This window comes from Prosthecobacter sp. (assembly GCF_044373815.1).
Taxonomy (GTDB): Bacteria; Verrucomicrobiota; Verrucomicrobiia; order Verrucomicrobiales; family Verrucomicrobiaceae; genus Prosthecobacter.
Map to the genome: position 1 here is coordinate 1 of NZ_JBIPNG010000069.1, position 19,190 is coordinate 19,190.

The 19,190-nt window shown below is 60.5% G+C and carries 15 protein-coding genes; 2 read left to right on the top strand and 13 right to left on the bottom strand.

The window, feature by feature from the left end; all coding sequences use genetic code 11:
* The 9 genes from ACIREA_RS08415 to rph all read right to left on the bottom strand — a co-directional run.
* Nucleotides 1-869, bottom strand: an 869-nt coding sequence (locus ACIREA_RS08415) for a hypothetical protein (RefSeq protein ID WP_397381814.1), incomplete at its 3' end; no start/stop codon positions are given.
* Nucleotides 866-4,210 (bottom strand): hypothetical protein, encoded by a 3,345-nt coding sequence (locus ACIREA_RS08420; protein WP_397381815.1) that lies wholly within the window; start codon nt 4,208-4,210, stop codon nt 866-868. The genes ACIREA_RS08420 and ACIREA_RS08415, both read right to left, overlap by 4 nt.
* Before the next feature lie 54 nt (nt 4,211-4,264).
* On the bottom strand, nt 4,265-6,469 hold the full coding sequence (locus tag ACIREA_RS08425; RefSeq protein WP_397381816.1) for a hypothetical protein: 2,205 nt from the start codon (nt 6,467-6,469) through the stop codon (nt 4,265-4,267).
* Nucleotides 6,466-8,460: a BatA domain-containing protein gene (locus ACIREA_RS08430; protein WP_397381817.1), complete on the bottom strand. Its 1,995-nt coding sequence runs from the start codon at nt 8,458-8,460 to the stop codon at nt 6,466-6,468. The genes ACIREA_RS08425 and ACIREA_RS08430 overlap by 4 nt, the downstream gene beginning before the upstream one ends.
* Complete coding sequence (locus ACIREA_RS08435) at nt 8,457-8,927, bottom strand: hypothetical protein (RefSeq protein ID WP_397381818.1); 471 nt, start codon at nt 8,925-8,927, stop codon at nt 8,457-8,459. The genes ACIREA_RS08430 and ACIREA_RS08435 overlap by 4 nt, the downstream gene beginning before the upstream one ends.
* Nucleotides 8,927-9,829 (bottom strand): DUF58 domain-containing protein, encoded by a 903-nt coding sequence (locus ACIREA_RS08440; protein ID WP_397381819.1) that lies wholly within the window; start codon nt 9,827-9,829, stop codon nt 8,927-8,929. Before ACIREA_RS08440 ends, ACIREA_RS08435 begins: the two co-directional genes overlap by 1 nt.
* Before the next feature lie 162 nt (nt 9,830-9,991).
* Nucleotides 9,992-10,999 carry an AAA family ATPase gene (locus tag ACIREA_RS08445; RefSeq protein ID WP_397381820.1) on the bottom strand — a complete coding sequence of 336 codons (1,008 nt, stop codon included), beginning with the start codon at nt 10,997-10,999 and terminating at the stop codon, nt 9,992-9,994.
* A gap of 102 nt (nt 11,000-11,101) precedes the next feature.
* Nucleotides 11,102-12,037 (bottom strand): histone deacetylase, encoded by a 936-nt coding sequence (locus tag ACIREA_RS08450; RefSeq protein ID WP_397381821.1) that lies wholly within the window; start codon nt 12,035-12,037, stop codon nt 11,102-11,104.
* A gap of 104 nt (nt 12,038-12,141) precedes the next feature.
* Nucleotides 12,142-12,927 (bottom strand): ribonuclease PH, encoded by a 786-nt coding sequence (gene rph / locus ACIREA_RS08455; RefSeq protein ID WP_397381822.1) that lies wholly within the window; start codon nt 12,925-12,927, stop codon nt 12,142-12,144.
* A 152-nt stretch (nt 12,928-13,079) separates the two neighbouring features.
* Between rph and ACIREA_RS08460 the strand changes: the two genes are divergently transcribed.
* Nucleotides 13,080-13,760, top strand: a complete 681-nt coding sequence (locus tag ACIREA_RS08460) for a hypothetical protein (protein WP_397381823.1) — start codon at nt 13,080-13,082, stop codon at nt 13,758-13,760.
* A gap of 19 nt (nt 13,761-13,779) precedes the next feature.
* Here the strand turns inward: ACIREA_RS08460 and ACIREA_RS08465 are convergent, their stop codons facing one another.
* Both ACIREA_RS08465 and ACIREA_RS08470 read right to left on the bottom strand, forming a co-directional pair.
* A complete protein-coding gene (locus tag ACIREA_RS08465; RefSeq protein WP_397381824.1) occupies nt 13,780-14,712 on the bottom strand; it encodes a potassium channel protein - like protein in 933 nt (310 codons plus the stop codon).
* 54 nt (nt 14,713-14,766) lie between these two features.
* Nucleotides 14,767-15,438 carry a response regulator transcription factor gene (locus ACIREA_RS08470; protein WP_397381825.1) on the bottom strand — a complete coding sequence of 224 codons (672 nt, stop codon included), beginning with the start codon at nt 15,436-15,438 and terminating at the stop codon, nt 14,767-14,769.
* A gap of 189 nt (nt 15,439-15,627) precedes the next feature.
* Between ACIREA_RS08470 and ACIREA_RS08475 the strand changes: the two genes are divergently transcribed.
* A complete protein-coding gene (locus ACIREA_RS08475; protein WP_397381826.1) occupies nt 15,628-16,623 on the top strand; it encodes a serine hydrolase domain-containing protein in 996 nt (331 codons plus the stop codon).
* Between the two features lie 5 nt (nt 16,624-16,628).
* Here ACIREA_RS08475 and ACIREA_RS08480 read toward each other — a convergent pair whose 3' ends face one another.
* Both ACIREA_RS08480 and ACIREA_RS08485 read right to left on the bottom strand, forming a co-directional pair.
* The gene (locus ACIREA_RS08480) at nt 16,629-17,804 is read right to left on the bottom strand and encodes a hypothetical protein (RefSeq protein ID WP_397381827.1); all 1,176 of its coding nucleotides are present in this window, start codon (nt 17,802-17,804) and stop codon (nt 16,629-16,631) included.
* Nucleotides 17,801-19,108: an APC family permease gene (locus ACIREA_RS08485; RefSeq protein ID WP_397381828.1), complete on the bottom strand. Its 1,308-nt coding sequence runs from the start codon at nt 19,106-19,108 to the stop codon at nt 17,801-17,803. The genes ACIREA_RS08480 and ACIREA_RS08485 overlap by 4 nt, the downstream gene beginning before the upstream one ends.
* Between the last annotated feature and the right edge of the window lie 82 nt (nt 19,109-19,190).

Genomic DNA, 19,190 nt, shown 5'->3' on the forward strand with positions numbered 1-19,190 from the left:
GTCTTTTTCCATTGGGCGATCTGCTCTGCAGGCAGCACGCCGGCCACTGCTGCTTCCCAGGCCTTGTCCCAGGCTTCGCCACGCGGACGATCAAAGCGGATGTAGAAATAGTTGCGGCCCATCATGGGCTCTCGGGCAGCGGGCGGCAGTGTGCGCAGCATGCCGGTGGCCCGTTTTCTCTCCTTGTTGCTGAGCTGGTCCAGCAGGCTTTCCGCCGCCTTGTTCAAGGCCGTGGTCTGCGCGTCCGAGAGTTCGAGCTTCTTCTTCATCAGCTCAATCTTGGCCCGCAGGTCTTCATTCATCGGTCCGCGTGATTCACGCACCCAGCGTTCAAGATATGCGGAGATCTCCTTGTCCACGCGCTGCCTGGCCTTCACATCCGCTTCATGCCAGGTGGCGTAGCGCGCATCGCCGAGTGTTGCTTTCAAAGTGGCCAGCCAGGCGGCGTCTTCATCGGGTGGCGTCCAGTCTTCGATGGGCTCGTTGGGGCCTGCCACGTCCGGCTTCCACATGCTGATGTGCCGGATCGCCGCTGAGTCGGAGGTGCGTGACAGATAGGTGCGCATCGCCATGAGGGCCAGTGGTTGCCAGGATTTCACAGTCGCCTCCACAGCTTTTTTGGACGCCTCCTGCAGCTTTGTTTTTTCCACAGGCGAAAGTTTGACCTCTGCGTCGATGGTTTTGACCACCTCCTCCATGTGGGCGGTGAGCTGCTTCTGCTTTTCCGGCACGCACGCTTGAACAAAGTCAGTCAGCACCTTCTCGACCGCTTCTGAAAGCGGCTTCTTCAAGTCGGCCCGCGACGGCGTCTGTGCCTGCGTTCCACCGGAACTGGTCAGAACAATTGCCAGCAGCATCAGCTTGATCATTTCGCCCCGCCTCCTGCTTCCAGTTTGTTGAAATACGCATCCAGTCCGGTCTTGAATTCTTCCGGCAGCTCACGCCCCGTCTTGCCGGTCGCCTGGCCCACCGGACGTGCATTCACATTAGTCTCTGCATCCGAGCCCGGTCCCAGATCCGACAGCGCAGCTTCCGCGCTTTCCGCGCCTGCGCTGCCACCACCCCCGGGATTTGAACCACCTCCGCCGCCACCTTTGCCCTGACGTTTCGCCTGCAGCAGCAGTTCGATGGCTTCCGTCTCCGCTGCTATCGCCGGTGCTCCCGTGTCTGGTTTGTCGAGAATGCCCGCCGCTTCATCCATCACCGTCATCACCGCGCTGAGCAGCTTCAGTTCCTTGCCAAATTTTTCATTCCCCTGCGGCAGATGCAGGATGTCATCAAAGGCGCCGCGCGTGTTGGCCTGGATGCCAAACTGCTTCGAGGCAAGCATGGCAGATTTTTTGCCATGCTCTCCCTCTTTGAGTGCGGCCTTCGAATTTTCCAGCTCACGTGTTTCGTCGCGCAGCTTCATCTCATCGCGCAGGGATTTCATGACCTTGAGAACGATCTCCGGCGGCAGGCTGTCTGCGCTGCAGCTGCTGCATGATTTGCATTCACTCGCAGCCACCATCTCCTCCGCCCAGCGGTCCAGCGTGTCGGCCCAAAACTCCGCGCCTGCCATGCTGTTGCCACTGAGATTCACCGCTGCCTGATCTCCCAGATAGGTCAGCATTTTCACCACCTGCGTGTCTTTCATCTGACCGATGATGTTCTTGAAATGCATGTCCGGCTTGCGGGCGAAGTAGGCCTCCAGGTCGCTTTGGATCACCCGTACAGTTTCGCTCTGCGTCTTCTCGTGTTCAGCGATCGCCGCAGCATCCTTCACCGGCTTGCGCTCCAGACCGAAGGCGCTGAGAGTCTTCGTGTTCAAATCCTTCGCCACCACCAGCTGCTGGCGGGACGCCGCCTTGAGCCGCTTCACAAACGTGCTGGCCTCCAGGCTGGCCAGGATCGTGCCCAGTTCATCCGAGACACGCGCAAACTCGGCCAGCAGCAGCTTCTGCTCATCAAGAGCATCCTGCATTTTCTTTTGTGCCTGCGATGCTGGCGGCTCCTGCGGCTTCTCTTCAGGTTTCTCGTCTTTCTTTTTGCCCGGTGCCGCCGCCATCTGGGTCGTCGGCAGTTTCATCGTGCTGGGCTTGGTTGGCGATGGTTTGGCATTGGGGTCCGCAGGCTGCGGCTCGGCCTTGCTCATCGAGCCTTCCTTGTCGGTGATGCTCGGCATGTTGTCTTTCTTCTGCTCCTCTGTGGACGCCTTGCCACCCTGCTTCGTTCCGGGAATGTCCGGCCCGTTGGCAATCTGGGGTGCACTGGGTTTGCTCTGGCCGGCTTTGCCTTCACCCTGCTTGCCTTCCTTCGGTGGCTGCTGGGATGAGTTCGAGGGCGGAGTGGCGGCAGTGGACTGACCGGCCTTGCCGCTCTGCGCATTCGAGCTCTGCTTCAACAAATCCGCCACACTCGGCATCCGCTTGGCCGAAATGTCCTGCAGTGACTTCAGCATCGTCGCCCAGGATTCAAGACGCTTGGCATCAAACTCATCATTCCGCGTCGCCTGCTCCACCAGACTGCGCCCGCTCTGATTCAGCATGCCCAGCCGTGCTGCATTCGCATTCTCGGAACTGGCCTGCTGCGCGATTTTGCGCCGGTTTTCCGGGCGGTCCAGTTCGGCCGGAGTCAGTGCGCGCAGTTCCTTGTTCGTCGCATGCAACTGCTGCTCGCGCTCATAGCTCTCGCGGGCTGCTTCGAGCCATTTGCCGAACTGCTCCGTCAGCCACAGCGCGTGGTCTGACTTGTTCAGCACGTGCAGCAGGAATGCCGTGGAGTAGGCACGCTTGCGCTGAGGCAGGTAATCCTCGGCCCATGCGCGGATCTCCAGCGTCTGCGGTGCCACGCCGTCGCGGTCTGCACAAAAGGTTGCCTTGGCTGCCAGTGTCTTTTTCTCGGGCTCGCCTGCAGCCGCGATCTTGTCGCCTTTCGTCTTGTCATCATTCACGCTGCGCCACTCAAGGCCCGTGCGCTGGATGCCAAAGTCATCCTGCACGTCCACGTCGAAGACCACGACTTCGGAATCGAGCACCACCTGCTCCTGGGTCTCGCGCCGTGCCGCCAGCCGTGGTGCTTCATCGTCGATCGCGTTGATTTTCAAAACCAGCGGCTCGCGCGGTGTCAGACCGTCGCGGTCCTGCCACATCACATGCTTTTCAGAGTTGGCTGTGATTGGATGGAAGGGCGTCGTCACTTTGGCGCCCGAAACTTTCTCCGCTTCACCATCCACTTCCGCCGAGGCCAGCTCACGTGATGCCGTGGCCTCCAGCGATGCCTGTGCTCCTTTCAGCACGCTAACGGAGCCACCGCGCACTTCGGTCATCGGCTCCGTCTTGTACTTCAAATAGTCCGGGAGCCGTGTGCGCACAGAAAGCGCGGTCAATTCCGGCCGGGTGCGCGGCAGCACGTTCACCGTCTTGCGCACATCACCGAGCGAGAGGGACAGGGCCGCATCTTCCTTTTGTGGCGGAAACGCCAGCGGATAGGCCCCCTTTTGCAGGCCGCTCACCACGGCGGGCTGATCGCTGATCTGGGCCTTGGCCGAAGTGGGCGACCAGAGCGTGTCCTTGTTGAGAAGCACCTTCAGATCAAACGGTTCCGCATAGGGCACCACGAGGCGGTTGGGGAGCGTCTCGATCTTCGCAAAGGTGAAGCGCTCAACATCACGCCATGGCGTCGCCCAGCGTGCCAGCGCATTCCATGCGGCATCTGGCAGAAGAGTCAGTGCCGCCACCGCTAGCAGCGCCGTCACCCCTGCCGCCCAGCCCCATTGAAAATGTTTCGCCTCCGGCACGGCATGGGAGAAGTCCTTGTCCTTCACGGCCTCTGCGGCCTGATCCATCGCGGCTTGCACCAGACGCTCGCTGCGACCAGCGGAACCCGCCTCCACATGCGCCAGCTCCACGATGCCGAGCAATTGATCTCCCAGCCGTGGAAAGGTGCGCTTCAGCAGCCGTGCCGCATCCTCTAGGCTGCGCTGACGCCATACCCAGCGGTGCCACTTCAGCGGCAGGCCTAGCCCCAGCATGGCAGCCCCGGCGATCAACAGCGTCGCTCGCAGCCACACCGGCGTCTCCATGACACGATCCAGCGCGAAGACCAGAATGTAGGAGAACACGATCCCGAAAGCCGCTGCCAGCAGGCCCTCGGTGAGCTTGACGATCCAGACGCGCTTGCGAAAATCCGCGAGCTTTGATTCGAGGATGACAGGCAGTGCTGTTTTCATAATAGGCGAATGTTATCCTGATGAAACGTCTCTGACGAGCTTTTGATTGGGTGTTTAGAACGTCCCGGCGGCCTTTCTTCCGACCCAGAAAAGGCTCATCAGCAGCACCATCAGCCCCGCCCAGGCGGGATGCGACCAGATTTGCAGCCGACGCTCCTGCACCGCCGGCTCCGGCATGGCGGAGATCGCGGCGAGGATCGCGGCAGGGTTGTTGGCATCGAGCACTTCGCCTTTGGTGAACCGGGAGATCTCACGCATCACGTCGAGCCGCGCCGGCTGGCCGCGTTTTTCACGGCTGGTGCCTTGGATCGAAATCTTCGTTTCCAGCGAAGATCCTGCCTCCGCGCAACTAAGCTGCACCACGTGCTCTCCCGGCTCCACGGGACTGAAGACGCCGTTGAACAACCCCCAGGCTTCTTCACCGGCAGGCATGAGGCGCACGCTGCTGACCTTGCCGCTGGGCGCGGCGATTTGGGCGATCACGACGCCGTCGCGCAGCGGCTCGCCGGTGAGGCTCACGACGTTCGCGTTCAGTGTCAGCACATCGCCGGTGCGCGGGCGGTCGGGGGAGTAAAAGAGGCGCATCTTGTCGCCGCTGCTCATGTTGCGCTGGTAGGCCATCCAGCGCACCACCTGACCCCAGAAGCGGTAGTGGTATTTGTCCTCCACGCCTTTGCGCCAGCGCCAGGCACCGTCGGTGCCCATGAAGAGGATTTTGCCTGCGCCATAGGTCTTCGTCACGATCAGCGGCACGCGGCCAAACTGATTGGACTCGGTGCCGTGCGTGGCCAGCACCTCGCTGCCGGCTTTGGCACGCAGGGCGGGGGCATACCACTGAAAGCCCGGCAGATTGCCCCACACACGGGTGCTGGCCTCGTCGCTGTCTTCGAGCTTGGTCAAAAGACTGTGCGTACCTGCTTCGGTGAGTGCAAACTTGCCCGGCGAGGACGAACCCCAGCCGCGTGGCTGTGCGGCGTCCCAGATCACCGGCAGGAGATCCGCCAGCGGTGTTTCCTGCAGGGTTGATTGGAAGCCATGAAAGCCCGGCATGAAGACGAGGCCGCCCGCCTGATCGCGCACGAGCTTTTGCAGTGAAATGCATTGCTCTGCGGTGAGCTGGCCTTTCGCCAGACCGACATCGCCCAGAAAGACGACATCGTATTTCGTCAGCTCTTCATCTTTTGGAAAGGCCTTCAAATAACCGCGGCCATCCCCCACTTTGCCCAAGCCGGGATGCAGCAGCAGGCAGCTGACGTCCACGCCCGGATCACGTTCCAAGGCATTGCGCAAGTAGCGGTATTCCCAGCGCGGGAACGATTCGATCACCAGCACGCGGAGCTGTTCCTTGCGTATGGAAAGCGGTGCCTCCTGCGAGTTGTTTTCGGGGTAGCGCTCGCTCGGTGTCTTCGGGATCGTGAGCGTGAGCTTCACTTCGCCGGGTTTGTCGGGCTTCCAGCCGATGACGTCCTGGTAGCGGCTCATGGCGGGCAGCGTGACTTCTTTGGTGATGATCTCACCGCTGGAGGATTTCATCTTCAGCACCACAACTTCATCACGCGGCAGCGAGCTTTCGATGGTGAACGGAATGCGCAGCGGCTTGCCCGCCACCGCGAAGGTCGGCACGTCGAAGCTGCTGAGCTCGACATCTGGCAGCCGCGTCTCCGCACCCGTGGGCACGGCAAACACTGGCACCTCGCGCATTCGCAAACGCGTGGTGGCCTGAGATGGAGCGGCCCCCGTGTTCCAGTCGCCGTCGCTGATCAGTACCACCGCCTTGAGGTTCGGCTGCTTCTCCAGCACATCGGCCAGCGCCGCGTGGATGTCCGTACCTTCCGTAGGAGGTGTCTGCGCCGAGGAAAAGGGCTCAATTACCACATCCATGCGCTGCTTCAGCGGTTCCCACAGCTTCACATCGATCAAAGGTTTGGCCATCTCTTCACGCGACTTCGGCTCCGCGTTCGGCTTCGCCTTGTCGATCACATCCTTGGTCGTCATGCTGCCCGAGACATCGTGCAGCACGGCCAGCGTGGGCTTCGTCTGCGGCTTGAAGGTCTCCAGCCACTCCGGCTGCAAAAGGGTGATCGCGATGCCGATGGCGATGATGAAGCGCAGGAACTCCAACCAGCCCACGATCACCCGATAGCCACTGCGCCGCCATGCCATGAACGCGAGGCCACCCATCGCCACGACAAACGCCACACCGACACCGAAGGCGACCGGCGTGGGATTGAAGACGAGCTGTGAGGTGGTGGGTGTCATCGGGCAGGAGAAACTTGGGGGGCGCGCTTGGCCGGCATGCAAAGCAAGGCTTCGCCCAAGAGCGCGAGAGCCATCACGAAGAGGAAGGTGCGCCAAATTTCGCTGGCGAGGCTGGCGTCATTTTCGACCTGGTCTTCGATGACGTGGTAGTCGAGACCAGCGAACAGCTCTGCGAGGGCCGCTTTGCCCAGAGTTTCGGGGTGATCTTCCCGCAGCGGTCGATTGAGGGCGACGAGCCTGTCGCCGTTTTCGACGATGCCAGCCCGCAGTGGCTGCTCGGAGCTCAGCACGGTCTGGCCGTTGCGTTTCCACGCACTCAGATCGCCGCTGCCCAGAGCCGTGGCACCTGCCTCGCGCTGCTGCGCTTTGCCGAGGCTGCGTGCGCCTTCATTCAGCGCGCGGTGCAGCATGGCAAACATCACCACGCCATCACGGGCCAGGCTGGAGGAGCCGGAACCGGGCAGCGTGCCGAGGAACCACGCATTGCCATCGCCCGGAATATCGGCGCGCATGAGCAGCGGCAGATTACCTGTGAGACGTGCCAGCGGAGTGCCTTCACCGAGGATCTCGCAGCGGCGGCTCACTTCGAGGTCACCCACAGGCAGCGCGGTGCCGCTGCGCGTGTTGGCCAGCAGGCCCGCGTCATTCCGCCACCACTCGACACTGGCCGGTTTGCTCTCGCTGCTCCATGCACCCCAGTGCAGCCCACCAAAGGCTTCCGCATTGGCTGACTCAGTGGGCAGGAAAAGAACACTGCGACCCGAACTCAAATGATTCATGAGCTGTTTGCCAATCAAGTCATCCGCCTTCGGCAGCGCCGCATGCCAGACAATCAGCGCGACATCATCCCACGCAATCTCCGCAGCACGCGCCGGAGACAGCACCGTAGCAGCATACTTGCGCGTGGGATCAGCAGCGGCCTCCAGTGCCGCCTGCAGCGGTCCAGCCTCAGCTTCGTCATCACTGACGATCACCGACTGCAGCACCGCTGGTTCATCAAACACGAAATGGCACACGTTGTCGGACGGCGAAGCATCAGCCGGCAGTTCGACCCGACCCGCGCCACGTTTGGTCGCTTTGTCGATGGGAATCGCGTGGCCTTGCAGCACAAGTTGCGAGTCCTTCATCTCCACCTTGATCGTGGTGCTCACATCATTGATCACAAACCTCAGCGGCAGCTCCAGCGGCTCGCGTGAGGACGCATCTCGCGTCACGCGCAGATCAAGCAGCAGCTCGGCTTTACCCGCAGTTTCGTTGCGCACGACACGCTGCACTGAGACCGCGAGGTTTTGCGCCGCAGGCTGCGCATAGCTCAGCAGATGCAGGCGCAGGCCCTTCAAGGTGGCGAAGGCACTGCGCAGCGCCTGCCAGCGTCCGCTGCCTGCATCCCAGTCGCTTTGGCGCAGATCACTCAGCACCCAGACATCGGTGCGCCCGGTTTGATTGGTGGTGATGTAATCCAGCGCGCCTTGCAGCAACGCGGGCACATCCGCCGTGGTGTCCGTGGGTCCGGTAAGCGGCAGATCGATCAGCGACTCCGGCTTCTCCAGCAACTGCGGCTGCAGGTGCGCATTTTCGATCAGCACCAGCTTCGAGCGCACGCCCACCGTATCACGCAAAGCCTGTGCGAGTTTGGAAATGCCCGCCGCACGCTTGCTCGTGCCAGTGGCAAGGTTCTGCTGCTCCACGCTGGCCGAGCGGTCCAGCAGCACGATCACCGTGTCCGGCACGCCCCCGGTGAGCCCGAGCAGACCTCCCGCCATCGGCCGCGTGATGACAAACAAGATCGCAGCAACGGCCAGCACGCGAAACGCCAGGATCAAAATCTGCCGCAGCCGCGACAGCCCCTTGTTCATCCTCTGCGCCATCTGTAGAAACATCATCGCAGCCCACTTCACCTGCCGCCGCCGGTACAGGTGGATCAAATGAATGACCACCGGCAGCAGCGCGAGCGGCAGGGCGAAGAGCAGCGCTGGAGCGAGGAAGGTCATAGTCCGCCTTGGTCGGTAAAGTCCTTGGCCTCGCAAGCATCGTACTTGGCCGCGAGTTCACGAGCCGTTTGAGGTGCTTTCCAGACGCGGTAAGCCAGGAATGCGATCAGCAGCAGAAGGCCGCTATCATACAGCCAGCCACGATGAATCATGTTGTCGGCCAGTTGATCACAAATGATCGTGAACGTCATCGGGATGAACAAGGCAATCAACACCTCGCCCGAATCATCACACAAATGCCTGCGCCTGTGGCGAATCCAGACGTACCAGATGAGGCCAAGCAGCGACAAAACAGCTCCGCCGAGCCAGGAAACCTGCTTCAGATGGCTCAATTCCATGGAATAGGCTGTCTGAAATCTTAACGCTGTCATGACGATCAGAATAATGGACGTCACAAATTCTCCGGGCCGCATGAAGCTGTAGTGCGGCTGGCGTTTGGTCACTGGTGGCAGGAATTGCTTAGACATCATCGCCCCCCTTTCTTCTGAATGCGTGCCAGCAGGAACTTCGCGAGCACGTCATCATATTTCTCGTGAAGTTTCACGCGGTGGTAGTCGATGGCGGTGGTGCGGACGAGTTCGTCAATCTCGTGCATGTACTGGCGCACGGCTTCGCGATAGTTCCGGGCGATGAGGCTGGGGTCGGCGAGGATGGCTTCGCCGCCTTCCATGTCGATGAAACGCGCTGGACGGTCGAAGTCAAAGTCGAGTTCCTGCTGGTCGAGCAGATGGAAGACGGCGACGTCGTGCTTGCGAAAGCGCAGGTGCTGGATGGCGGACTTCAGTTCGGCGGGCGGCACGAAGAGATCAGAAAAAATGATGACGAGGGCGCGCTGGCGGATCTTTTCAGCAGCGTCATGTAGAGCGGTAAGCAGTGTGGTGCCACCGACGGGCTGAATGCCGGACATTTGATCGAGCACGAGTCCGAGATGCGAAGCACCGCGTTTGGCTGGGATCTCCACGGGCTTCTCTGCGAGACTCCACAGGCCCACGGCATCGCCCTGCTGCGCGGCTACGTAGCCGAGGGTGCCGGCGAGCTTGCGTGCGTAGTCGAAGCGTGTGCTGCCTGCGGGGCCGTAGTTCATGCTGCCGCTGGTATCCATGAGCAGGCAGAGACGCAGGTTGGTGTCGGCCTCGAACTCCTTGATGTAGAAGCGGTCACTGCGGCCCCAAGTACGCCAGTCGAGGCGGCGGGTGTCATCGCCGGGAACGTACTTGCGGTATTGAGCGAATTCGAGGGAAGAGCCGCGCACAGGGCTGCGGTGCTTGCCGGACACGCCGCCGAGCATGGCGTGGCGCGCGTTGAGCGGCAGGGCCATCAAGCGACTCAGCACCGCAGGCTCCAAGAATGATCGGGAAGACTCAGCCATGTTCGTATTGCCCTCCGTTTGTCCTTATTGCTATTGGCGCCGAGTTCATCGTTCTTCTAATGCTGGCACGATCGAGTTGATAAACTTCAAGTTTCTCATGGTCGAATTGGATGCTGGCGGGCATGCGGGGCGATTAGATCGAGGACGACTCTGAAAAGAACATCACCCAGCCTTCGCCAGCTCCTCCACCAATCTCTTCGCCACATCCCGGCTGCTGATACCATCACTCTCCGCCGTAAACGTCGTCATCACGCGATGCCTCAGCACCGGCTCAGCCACTTCCATGATGTCCTCCATCCTCACCATGTAGCTGCCATAGAGTGCGGCGCGCGCTTTGGCACCGAGGATCAAATACTGCACAGCACGCGGACCGGCGCCCCAGCTGACGAGGGGCTTCAGCCATGCGGGAGCTTCATTGCTGGCAGGGCGGGTCTTGCGGACGAGATCGACAGCAAACTCATAGATATGATCCGGCACCGGCACGCGGCGGACGAGCTCCTGGAAGGCAATGACCTTCGGGCCGTGGAGAATGTGTTCGAGCTTGGGCAGGCTGGCACCGGTGGTGGTTCGGGCGATGGCGATCTCTTCCGCGCGAGTCGGGTAATCGACACCGATCATGAACATAAAGCGGTCGAGCTGGGCTTCCGGCAGCGGGTAGGTGCCTTCCTGCTCGATGGGGTTCTGCGTGGCGAGGACGAAGAAGGGGGAATCAAGCGTGTAGGTGCGACCGGCGACGGTGACTTTGTGCTCCTGCATGGCCTCCAGCATGGCCGCCTGCGTCTTGGCGGGTGCACGGTTGATTTCATCGGCGAGGACGATGTTGGCAAACACCGGGCCTTTGGCGAATTCGAAGGCGCGTTTCCCACCCGGAAGTTCCTGCAGGATGTCCGTGCCGGTGATGTCCATGGGCATCAAGTCGGGGGTGAACTGAATGCGGCTGAAACTGAGCGACATCGTTTCGGCGAGTCGCGAGATGAGCAGCGTCTTGGCGAGGCCAGGCACGCCCATGAGCAATGCATGACCGCGCGCAAAGAGGCAGATGGCAAGCTGCTCGACGACCTTCTCCTGGCCGACGATGATTTTCTTCAGCTCGTCGCAGAGCTGGACGTAAACTTTTCGAAGCTCATCAATGGCGGCGACGTCGTCTTGCGGAAGCGGAGAGTTGGACATAGGTGATTTTAGGAATGCTGATACATGCCACCAGAAAACGGGCCTCCTGACAAGGACGGCTTGTGTAAATAAACTGTCAACGCCGCAGAAACTTGGGTTTGTTTACCCAAGCAGCGTCTGCACATGATGCGTGACGGCGCTGGCGAGTCCCTGAATGTTGTAGCCGCCTTCGAGAATGGAGACGAGGCGGCTTTGACAGTGGGAGTTCGCGGATTCGAGCAGGAGTTTGGTCAGAGCGACGAAATCATCATCCGTGAGGCGTAACTGTCCAAGGGGATCGTCGATGCGGGAGTCGAAGCCAGCGGAGATGAGAATCAGGTCCGGTTTGAACGCATCAATGGCGGGTAGCAGACGGTCGGTGAAAGCACCGCCGATAGCGCTCATTCCGGTGCGGGCGGGGAAGGGGAGATTCAGCGTGGTTCCCTTGCCTTTGCCGCTGCCGGTTTCATGGGCGTGTCCGGTAAAAGGGTAGAGCGGGCTCTGATGCGTGCTGCAAAACAGCACGCTGTCGTCCTCATAAAAGATGTCCTGTGTGCCGTTGCCGTGATGCACGTCCCAATCGACGATGGCGACTTTTTGTGCGCCATGTTTCTGCTGCGCATGACGTGCGGCGATGGCGATGTTGTTGAACAGGCAGAAGCCCATGCCCTGGGCAGGTCGTGCATGGTGTCCGGGCGGTCGCACGGCGCAGAAGGCGTTTTTCGCCTTTCCAGCGAACACAGCATCCACGGCGTTTAAGACGCCGCCGACAGCCTGAACCGCCACATCATAAGATCTGGCGCAGATGGCGGTGTCGCCGGTGCTGAGGTTATCGAGCCCGGATTCGACATCCTTTTTGGCCGTAGCGATATAACCGCGATCATGGCAGAGCGCGAGTTCATCCAGCGTCGCCACTCGGGGCGCGATGGACTGTGTTTTGCCAACGATGCCGGAATCTGTCAGCGCCTGCGTGATGGCCACAAGTCGCTTGACGCTCTCAGGATGCCCCGGACCTGGGTCATGCTGCTGGTAGATGGGATCGAGGAGCAGGGCAGTCATGCAGAGTTTACGGTGGTCGACTGTACTATACGATTGTTGACGGTGGTTTTGGCCAAACCATCGTCAACTACGGTCAACAACTGCAAACTACCGTCAACTCTCCCTCAGCGTTTGCCGAAGAATTCCGCTAGCTTTTGCAGGTCCTTGCCTTCAGCGGGTTTCATGGCGCTGGCGATTGCAGCGTCCTGAATGGTGATGAGTTCCTTGATGCCTTTGCGGCCGTATTCGAGCATGGAATGCAGCTGCGCTTCGGTGAAGGTGGCTTCTTCACCGCTTCCCTGGATTTCGACGAACTCGCCGTCTTCAGTAAGGACAATATTGCTGTCCACATCAGCGGCGGCGTCTTCCTTGTAGCAGAGGTCGAGGAGAGTTTCTCCGTTGACGATGCCCACGCTGACGGCGGCGATCTTCTTCTTGAGCGGCTGGCGGGTGATCTTGCCTTTTTCGAGCAGGCGGTTGAAGGCGATGGCGACAGCGATGCACGCGCCGGTGATGGCGGCGGTGCGGGTGCCGCCATCGGCTTGCAGCACGTCACAGTCCACGCAGAGAGTACGCTGGCCGAGTTTTTCGAGGTCAACGACGGCGCGCAGGCTGCGGCCGATGAGGCGCTGGATTTCCGTGCTGCGGCCATCCGGCCTGCCACGTGAGCTTTCGCGGTCTTTGCGCTCCAGCGTGGAGTAGGGGAGCATGGAGTACTCGGCGGTGAGCCAGCCACCTTTGACGTTTTGCATCTTCATCCAGCGTGGCACCTCTTCATTGATGCAGGCGGTGCAGATGACACGGGTGTTGCCAAAGGCGATGAGGACGGAGCCCGCGGCGTGCGGGGCGACGTCGAGGACGTATTCGATTTTGCGGAGTTGGTCGGGAGTGCGGCCGTCGGTTCTGGGCATGACCGTGCTTAGCACGAAGCGAGGGTGCGCCAAAGCCTTTTATAAGGTTGTCATGATGCATTTGAACAAAGCTGCAAAACGCGCCGTCCAAAGCTTTAACTTAACTGGCATTCGTTATGCTAAAGATAGCTGACAGTTCACAATTAATCTCCATGACGCGCTTTCCTCGCCCGGGCTGCTGGTTCCGTTTCACCCCAACGGATTGGAATTTCATTCGAGACACCCTGGCGCTGACCGAGCGCGGCAAGGAGGGCTTCAAGGCGATGATGGACGACCCGGACGCGGTGCCGATCATCCTCGACAACGACAAGCTCTTCGATGCGGCGGTCATTTCACGCAAGGCGGCGATGCTCTCGCCGGAGCTGTTTTTCTTCCTCGTGGTCAGGCATTCGCTGAAGGAGTTTGGCATCAAGGAGATGGCGGTGGCAGACTACATGGCCGTGGTGTGTGCGGACTTCGGCTGCTCGCCGACGAAGGGGCCGGAGGACATCAATCACAGCATCGACAGCCTTTACAGTGTTGATTACCTGGAGGCGATCGAGAACGCCAGCCGGCATCACAAGTTCTTCCTGCATGTGCAGTGCGCGAACCAGTTTCTGGTGCTGACCTGCCTGTATCCTGACTTCTTGCACCGTCGTGCCGCAAGGCGCGGCGCACCGGATGTGGACTACTACGAGCAGGTGGTGGTGAGTCACCTCGATGCCGCCCGCAAGCACGTGCTGGCGGACGAGTTTGCCATGGAGGAGACGTTCGAGAAGGTCGCGCAGTGCTTCCCGCCTGCGCGCCGGGCGATGAACCACACCGTGCGCGAATATTTGAGTCTGGGGCAATGAGCGTGAATCTAGAGGGAGCCTAGCCTTGGCTGGTTCCTTGGATCCCATCTGCTGGGAGGGAGACAGCCTCTGCTTTCGCGCGTTGTTCCGCGAGCTTGGCGTGCAGTTTGGCCAGTTCTTCTTCGAGATCAGCGATCTTCCTTTCCAAGGATGCGCAGTACTTGGCAGGGTCCCGCTGCTGGAGGCGGTCGAGAAGATTGAAGAGCAGCGCCAGCCGCCAGAGCCGTGTCCAGAGCCCCCTGAGGCGGTAGGCCCGGAGCAGCTTGCCAGCGCGCAGCATGCGGGTGAATCGGAAGAGATTCAGCACGCGCAGGAAGGCGACGAGCGGCAGCAGGATGATGACGAGATTGATCCAGTTTTTGAGGCAGTAGGTCAGCTTGTTGGGAGCCGCCGCGACCATCCACAGGAACTCCATGGTGAAGCCGATCCAGATGACGCAGGTGGTCAGGTGCGTCGCCAGCGCCATGCGCGGATGATTGTCCAACGTTTCACCACCGGTGAGTTCGGCACCCAGAACTGGCAGCACCAGCAAGGTGAGAATGACCATCGGCAGGGCCAGTTTTTGCTCGAGCTGTTCGGAAGTTTCCTCGCCCACCGGCTTCCAGCCGATGCCGGGCAGCCAGAGCCAGCCGTGCGGCTTGCTGCTGGCGGTGATCATGCGTAGCGGAGGCAGCAAAGTGATCAGCAGCAGGCGCCTCAGACGGGCAGGCCAGGCATCATTCGTGACAAACAATCCCGCGATGCCTTCGATGATCACGATTGCCCACAAGGCAATGATGAGCGGGCGAAAGACCGAGTGCGCCATGAACCAGTCACGAAATGCCTCCCCGCTGTCGCCATGCGGCAGCACGAGCCCGATCACGGAGAGAAAAGCGATCGCAACGACGAGCATGAGGCCGTGGCGTAAGGTGCCACATTGGGGTGCCGTGCCGGAAGTGCTCGCAACGCTCATGTGGGGCAATGTAGAGCCAGCCAGCGGTGATTGGCAATCATGGGATGAAGCGCGTCAACCACCACCGAGCGCATAACCCACGCCACGCACGGTGCGGATGAGCTTTTTATCGTGGTCCTTGTCGATCTTCGCACGCAGGCGCTGGATGTACACCTCCACGAGGTTGGTCTCGGGGTCCATGTTGTAGCCCCAGACATGCTCATAGATCTGCATGCGGCCAAACACGCGTCCGGGGCTGCGCATGAGGTGCTCCAGCAGCTCAAACTCGCGAGTGCTCAGCTCGATGTCCGCGCCGGCGCGGCTGACTTTGCGCTCAAGGAGGTTGATGCAGAGATCATCCACACGCAGCAGATGGCTGGAATCTCCCGCCTTGCGGCGCACCACGGTGTGCAGGCGCGCGGCCAGTTCCTCCACGAAGAAGGGCTTGGTCATGTAATCATCCGCGCCGAGGTTCAGCCCTTCGATTTTTTCAGGGAGCGTGGAGCGCGCGGTGAGCAGGATGACCGGCACGTTGTTACGCTTCTCTCGCAGGCCGCGCAGGATGCTCAGGCCGTCTCGACCCGGCACCATGATGTCGAGCACCAAGGCGTCGTAGGGCACCGTCGTGGCCATTTCCCACGCTTCATCGCCATCGCTGATGGCGTCCACCTGAATGCCCTGCTCCTCCAGCCCCTTTTTGGCAAAGGAAAGCAGTTTGGCCTGGTCTTCGACGAGGAGAATGCGCATGCGGCGGACGATGCGGCGAGATGGATGCTTGTCCACCAGCACCTGTTGAAATGAAGAATGAGTAAGTCCGAATGTTGAAGGAATGACGAAGTCAGAATGGCCAAGATCAAGCTGGACGCCGGCCTGGCATGTGGGTTTATTTTGTCATTCGGGTTTAGTCATTCGTCATTTTTCTGTTACTCATCTCCTATGAGGCCTCTGCTGGCATTTCTGCATTTTTTCACGTTCTCGCCAGCGGCGGAGACGCTGCCAGTGCAGAGCATTCAGGCGGCGGCGGCCCATTCTGCTGCGCACGGCGGCCATGCCCTGCTGATCAAGCAGAACGGCAAAACTCTCTACGAGTCCTACACAAACGGCCACACAAAGTACGAACCGCACCGCATCTACAGCGGCACGAAGGCCTTCTGGGGCCTCACCGCCTTTGCAGCGGAGAAGGACGGGCTGTTTTCCATGGATGAGCGCGTGGCCGACACCATCACCGAATGGCAGAAGGACCCGCGCAAGAAAAACATCACCGTGCGCCAGTTGCTCGATTTCAGCCACGGACTGGAGCCGATGTTTGGACTGCACGAAAACTCGTTCAAAGACCGCACCACCGCCGCGCTGAAGGCCGGAGCGGTGGCGGCACCGGGCAAATCGTTCATCTACGGCCCCGCCGCTTTGCAGGTGTTTCACGAGCTGCTTGCGCGCAAGTTGCAGCGGAAACAGACACCCACGCGCTATCTGGAGCGCAAGGTGCTCGGCCCGCTCGGCCTTGGCTCGCAGCGCTACCTGCCGGATCAGCATGGAGCACCGCTGCTCGCCGCCGGCTTCATGCAGACTGCACGCCAGTGGTCGGAGCTGGGCACCTGGATGCTCAAGCACGAGGACGTGCTGATGAAACTGCAGGGCAGCAGCGCCAACGCCGCCTTTGCCTTCGGTTTCTGGAACAATCACGCTGCTGCATCCAAATCCGCCCGCGAGGTCGATGCGGAGGCCATGCTCGACAAAAAATGGCAGCAGCAGTCCTGGCGCAACGCCTGCCTCAGCCGCTCGGCTCCCGCCGATCTCATCGCTTGCATCGGCTCCTACGGCCAGCGGCTGTACATCGTTCCATCAATGAAACTAGTCATTGTGCGCTTGGCGAAGGATTCGAAACCGAACGATGCGGAGATGCTGAGGCTGCTATTTGCTCCGAAAAGTTGAACGCTTCATTGCGCCACGGGCAAAGCTTTCGGTGCCGGGGCTGGAGGCGGTGCAGTGAGTGCTCCAGGGGCCGCTGCGGGCTTCTCCTCCACCACTGGGATCGCCTTGCGCACCATCATCTTGGACACGCCGTAAATGAGCGTGCTCTGCTTGGGCCGCCATTGGTAGCCGATCCCGAAGGGAATCATGGGGACTTCGGTGGTGCGATAGTATTCGGCGAGATCGGGTTGGTAATGCTGTTTGAACAAGGGGATCGGTCCCGGATACCAGCCGTAGGCTTTCACGTCCCAGGATTCACGCGGGAAGTCCTTCCACATGATGCCGGAGTCATCCTGCGTCATGGTATGACAATGGGTGAGGAGGTAGTCACGGATGGTGTGAAACTCACTCATGTGCATGAGGTAGGAGGCGGACTTGGTGAAGCCGTTCATCACCCCGAGCCCGTCGCAGAAGCGCAGGAAGGAAGCATCCTGCTTGAGCGCCCAGCTCGCGATGTTCGTGGAGAAGTAGTACAGCGTCTGCTGTTTGCCCTGCGCACCGAGGAAGGTGATGCGTGCACCGGGCGTTTTGGTTTCCTTGTCGGTCAGGATCTTTCCTTCGGCATCCAGCCAGATGTTTTCCACGTTTTGAATGTGGCAGCCGCAGCGGGCCAGGAAGACATAGAGTACAGGCAGGGTGCCGGTGAGCTTGGTGGCCTGCAGATCCTTCTTCATGTCCGCCGTGATGAAGAAGCTGAAGCTCAGTGAGGCATTGAGCGTGTTGCGCAGATTGCGCAGCGAGGAGCCGAGCTCGCCCTCGCTGAGTTTCGTCACATCGGGTGGCAGGCCCACAGGTTCCACTGCCGCCAGTACGTAGGCAGAGGCATTCGGGAAAAACGTGTGCGCATGCAGGAAATCGGGACCGCTGAAGACATAGAGCAGAGGCGAGGTGTCGCCGACAGCCTCCGGCAGGCCCAGGGGTGCCCACGCGCGGATCGGGCCGAGCTGCCGCTCCTCCGCGTCCGCCCAGGTGGCGTCGAGATCTTTCGCATGGGAATTGAATTCGCCACGCTGCGCCAGTCCGGCCAGCGATGAGCCTTCCTGCGGCAAGCCGGCGAGGAAACGCGCCTGCTCATTCGGCGTGGGCGGTTCCGCGATGGCGGTTTGAGCCAGGACAAGCAGCAGAATGAGTGTGTTCTTCATGGGGTGCGTGGAGTACGCGGTGAGATGAAATAAATGATCCAACCCAGCAAAATTAACGCCATGCCGGCCAGTGTTTCATCTGGATGTTTCTTCGCAACGAACACCATCATCCAGAGGCTGATGCCGAGAAACAGGATGGGCGTCACCGGGTAGCCCCAGCAGCGGTAGGGGCGCGGAAGGTCCGGCTGTCGGATGCGCAGCACGATCAAGCCCACCACCGTGGCAAATGAACCAAGCTGAATGCTGAACTGCACGCAAGTGAGCACGGTTTCAAAACTGGCTGTAAGCAGCAGCGTCACGACGATGGAAAGCTGCACAAACAAACCGACTACCGGTACGCCACGATCATCGCTCACCGCCAGCGGGGCGAGGATGCGCAGATCCTGGCCCATGGTTTTCATCACCCGCGGTCCCACCCATGTCATCGCGCTGATGCTGGAGACAAGGCCCAGGCAGATCAGCCCTGACATGATCTTGCCTCCGGTCTCCCCAAAGATGTGGACCGCTGCGATGTGGCCGACATCCAATTTGCCATCGAGTTCGCTCATCGGAGCCACCTGAAGAAACACCGCATTGAGCGCGAGATACAATCCCGCGACAAGCAGCGTGCCCAGCGCGATCGCCAGCGGCACGTTCTTCTGCGGGTCGCGGATGTCACCAACGATGTAAGTGGCGGCATTCCAGCCGGCGTAGGCATACATCACATAGACGAGGCTCACCGCGAAGGGCGTGCTGCCCATCAAATCCAAATCACCCGACACAGGCAGAAAGTGCACTGGCTGGGCTTTGCCGAACCAGAAGCCCGCGCCGATGAAGACGAGGATCAGCGTGACCTTCAGCCACGTGGCGGTGTTTTGAAACTTGGCGGCCATATGGATGCCGCCCACGTGAATCAAGGTTACGATCCAGACCATGACGAGGGACCATGTCGTCGCGGGTGCATGGGGGAAAATGCCGGAGAAGTATTTGCCAAAGGCCATGGCCGCCAGCGCGATGGGGGCGGCAAAACCCACCGTCACAGAAAGCCAGCCGGAAAGAAACCCGACAGCAGGATGAAAAATCTTCGAGAGAAAGTGGTATTCACCACCAGAGCGTGGCAGTGCAGCTGCCAGCTCGCCATAGCACACGGCGCCGCAAAAGGCGCACACACCACCGACGACCCACAGCATCAGGAGCACAAAACCCGAGGGCAGTGAACCCACCTGAAAGCCGAGGGAGGTGAAGACCCCGGTGCCGATCATGTTGGCCACCACCACCGCCGTGGCTGTGATCAGCGAAATGCCCTGTGTGCGTGTGGTGCTCATAGGGGACGATGGCTACGCGCTCGGTGGCGGGGCGTCAACTCTGCTTCTAAAGCAGGGCTTGCAGGACACGAAAAAAGGAATT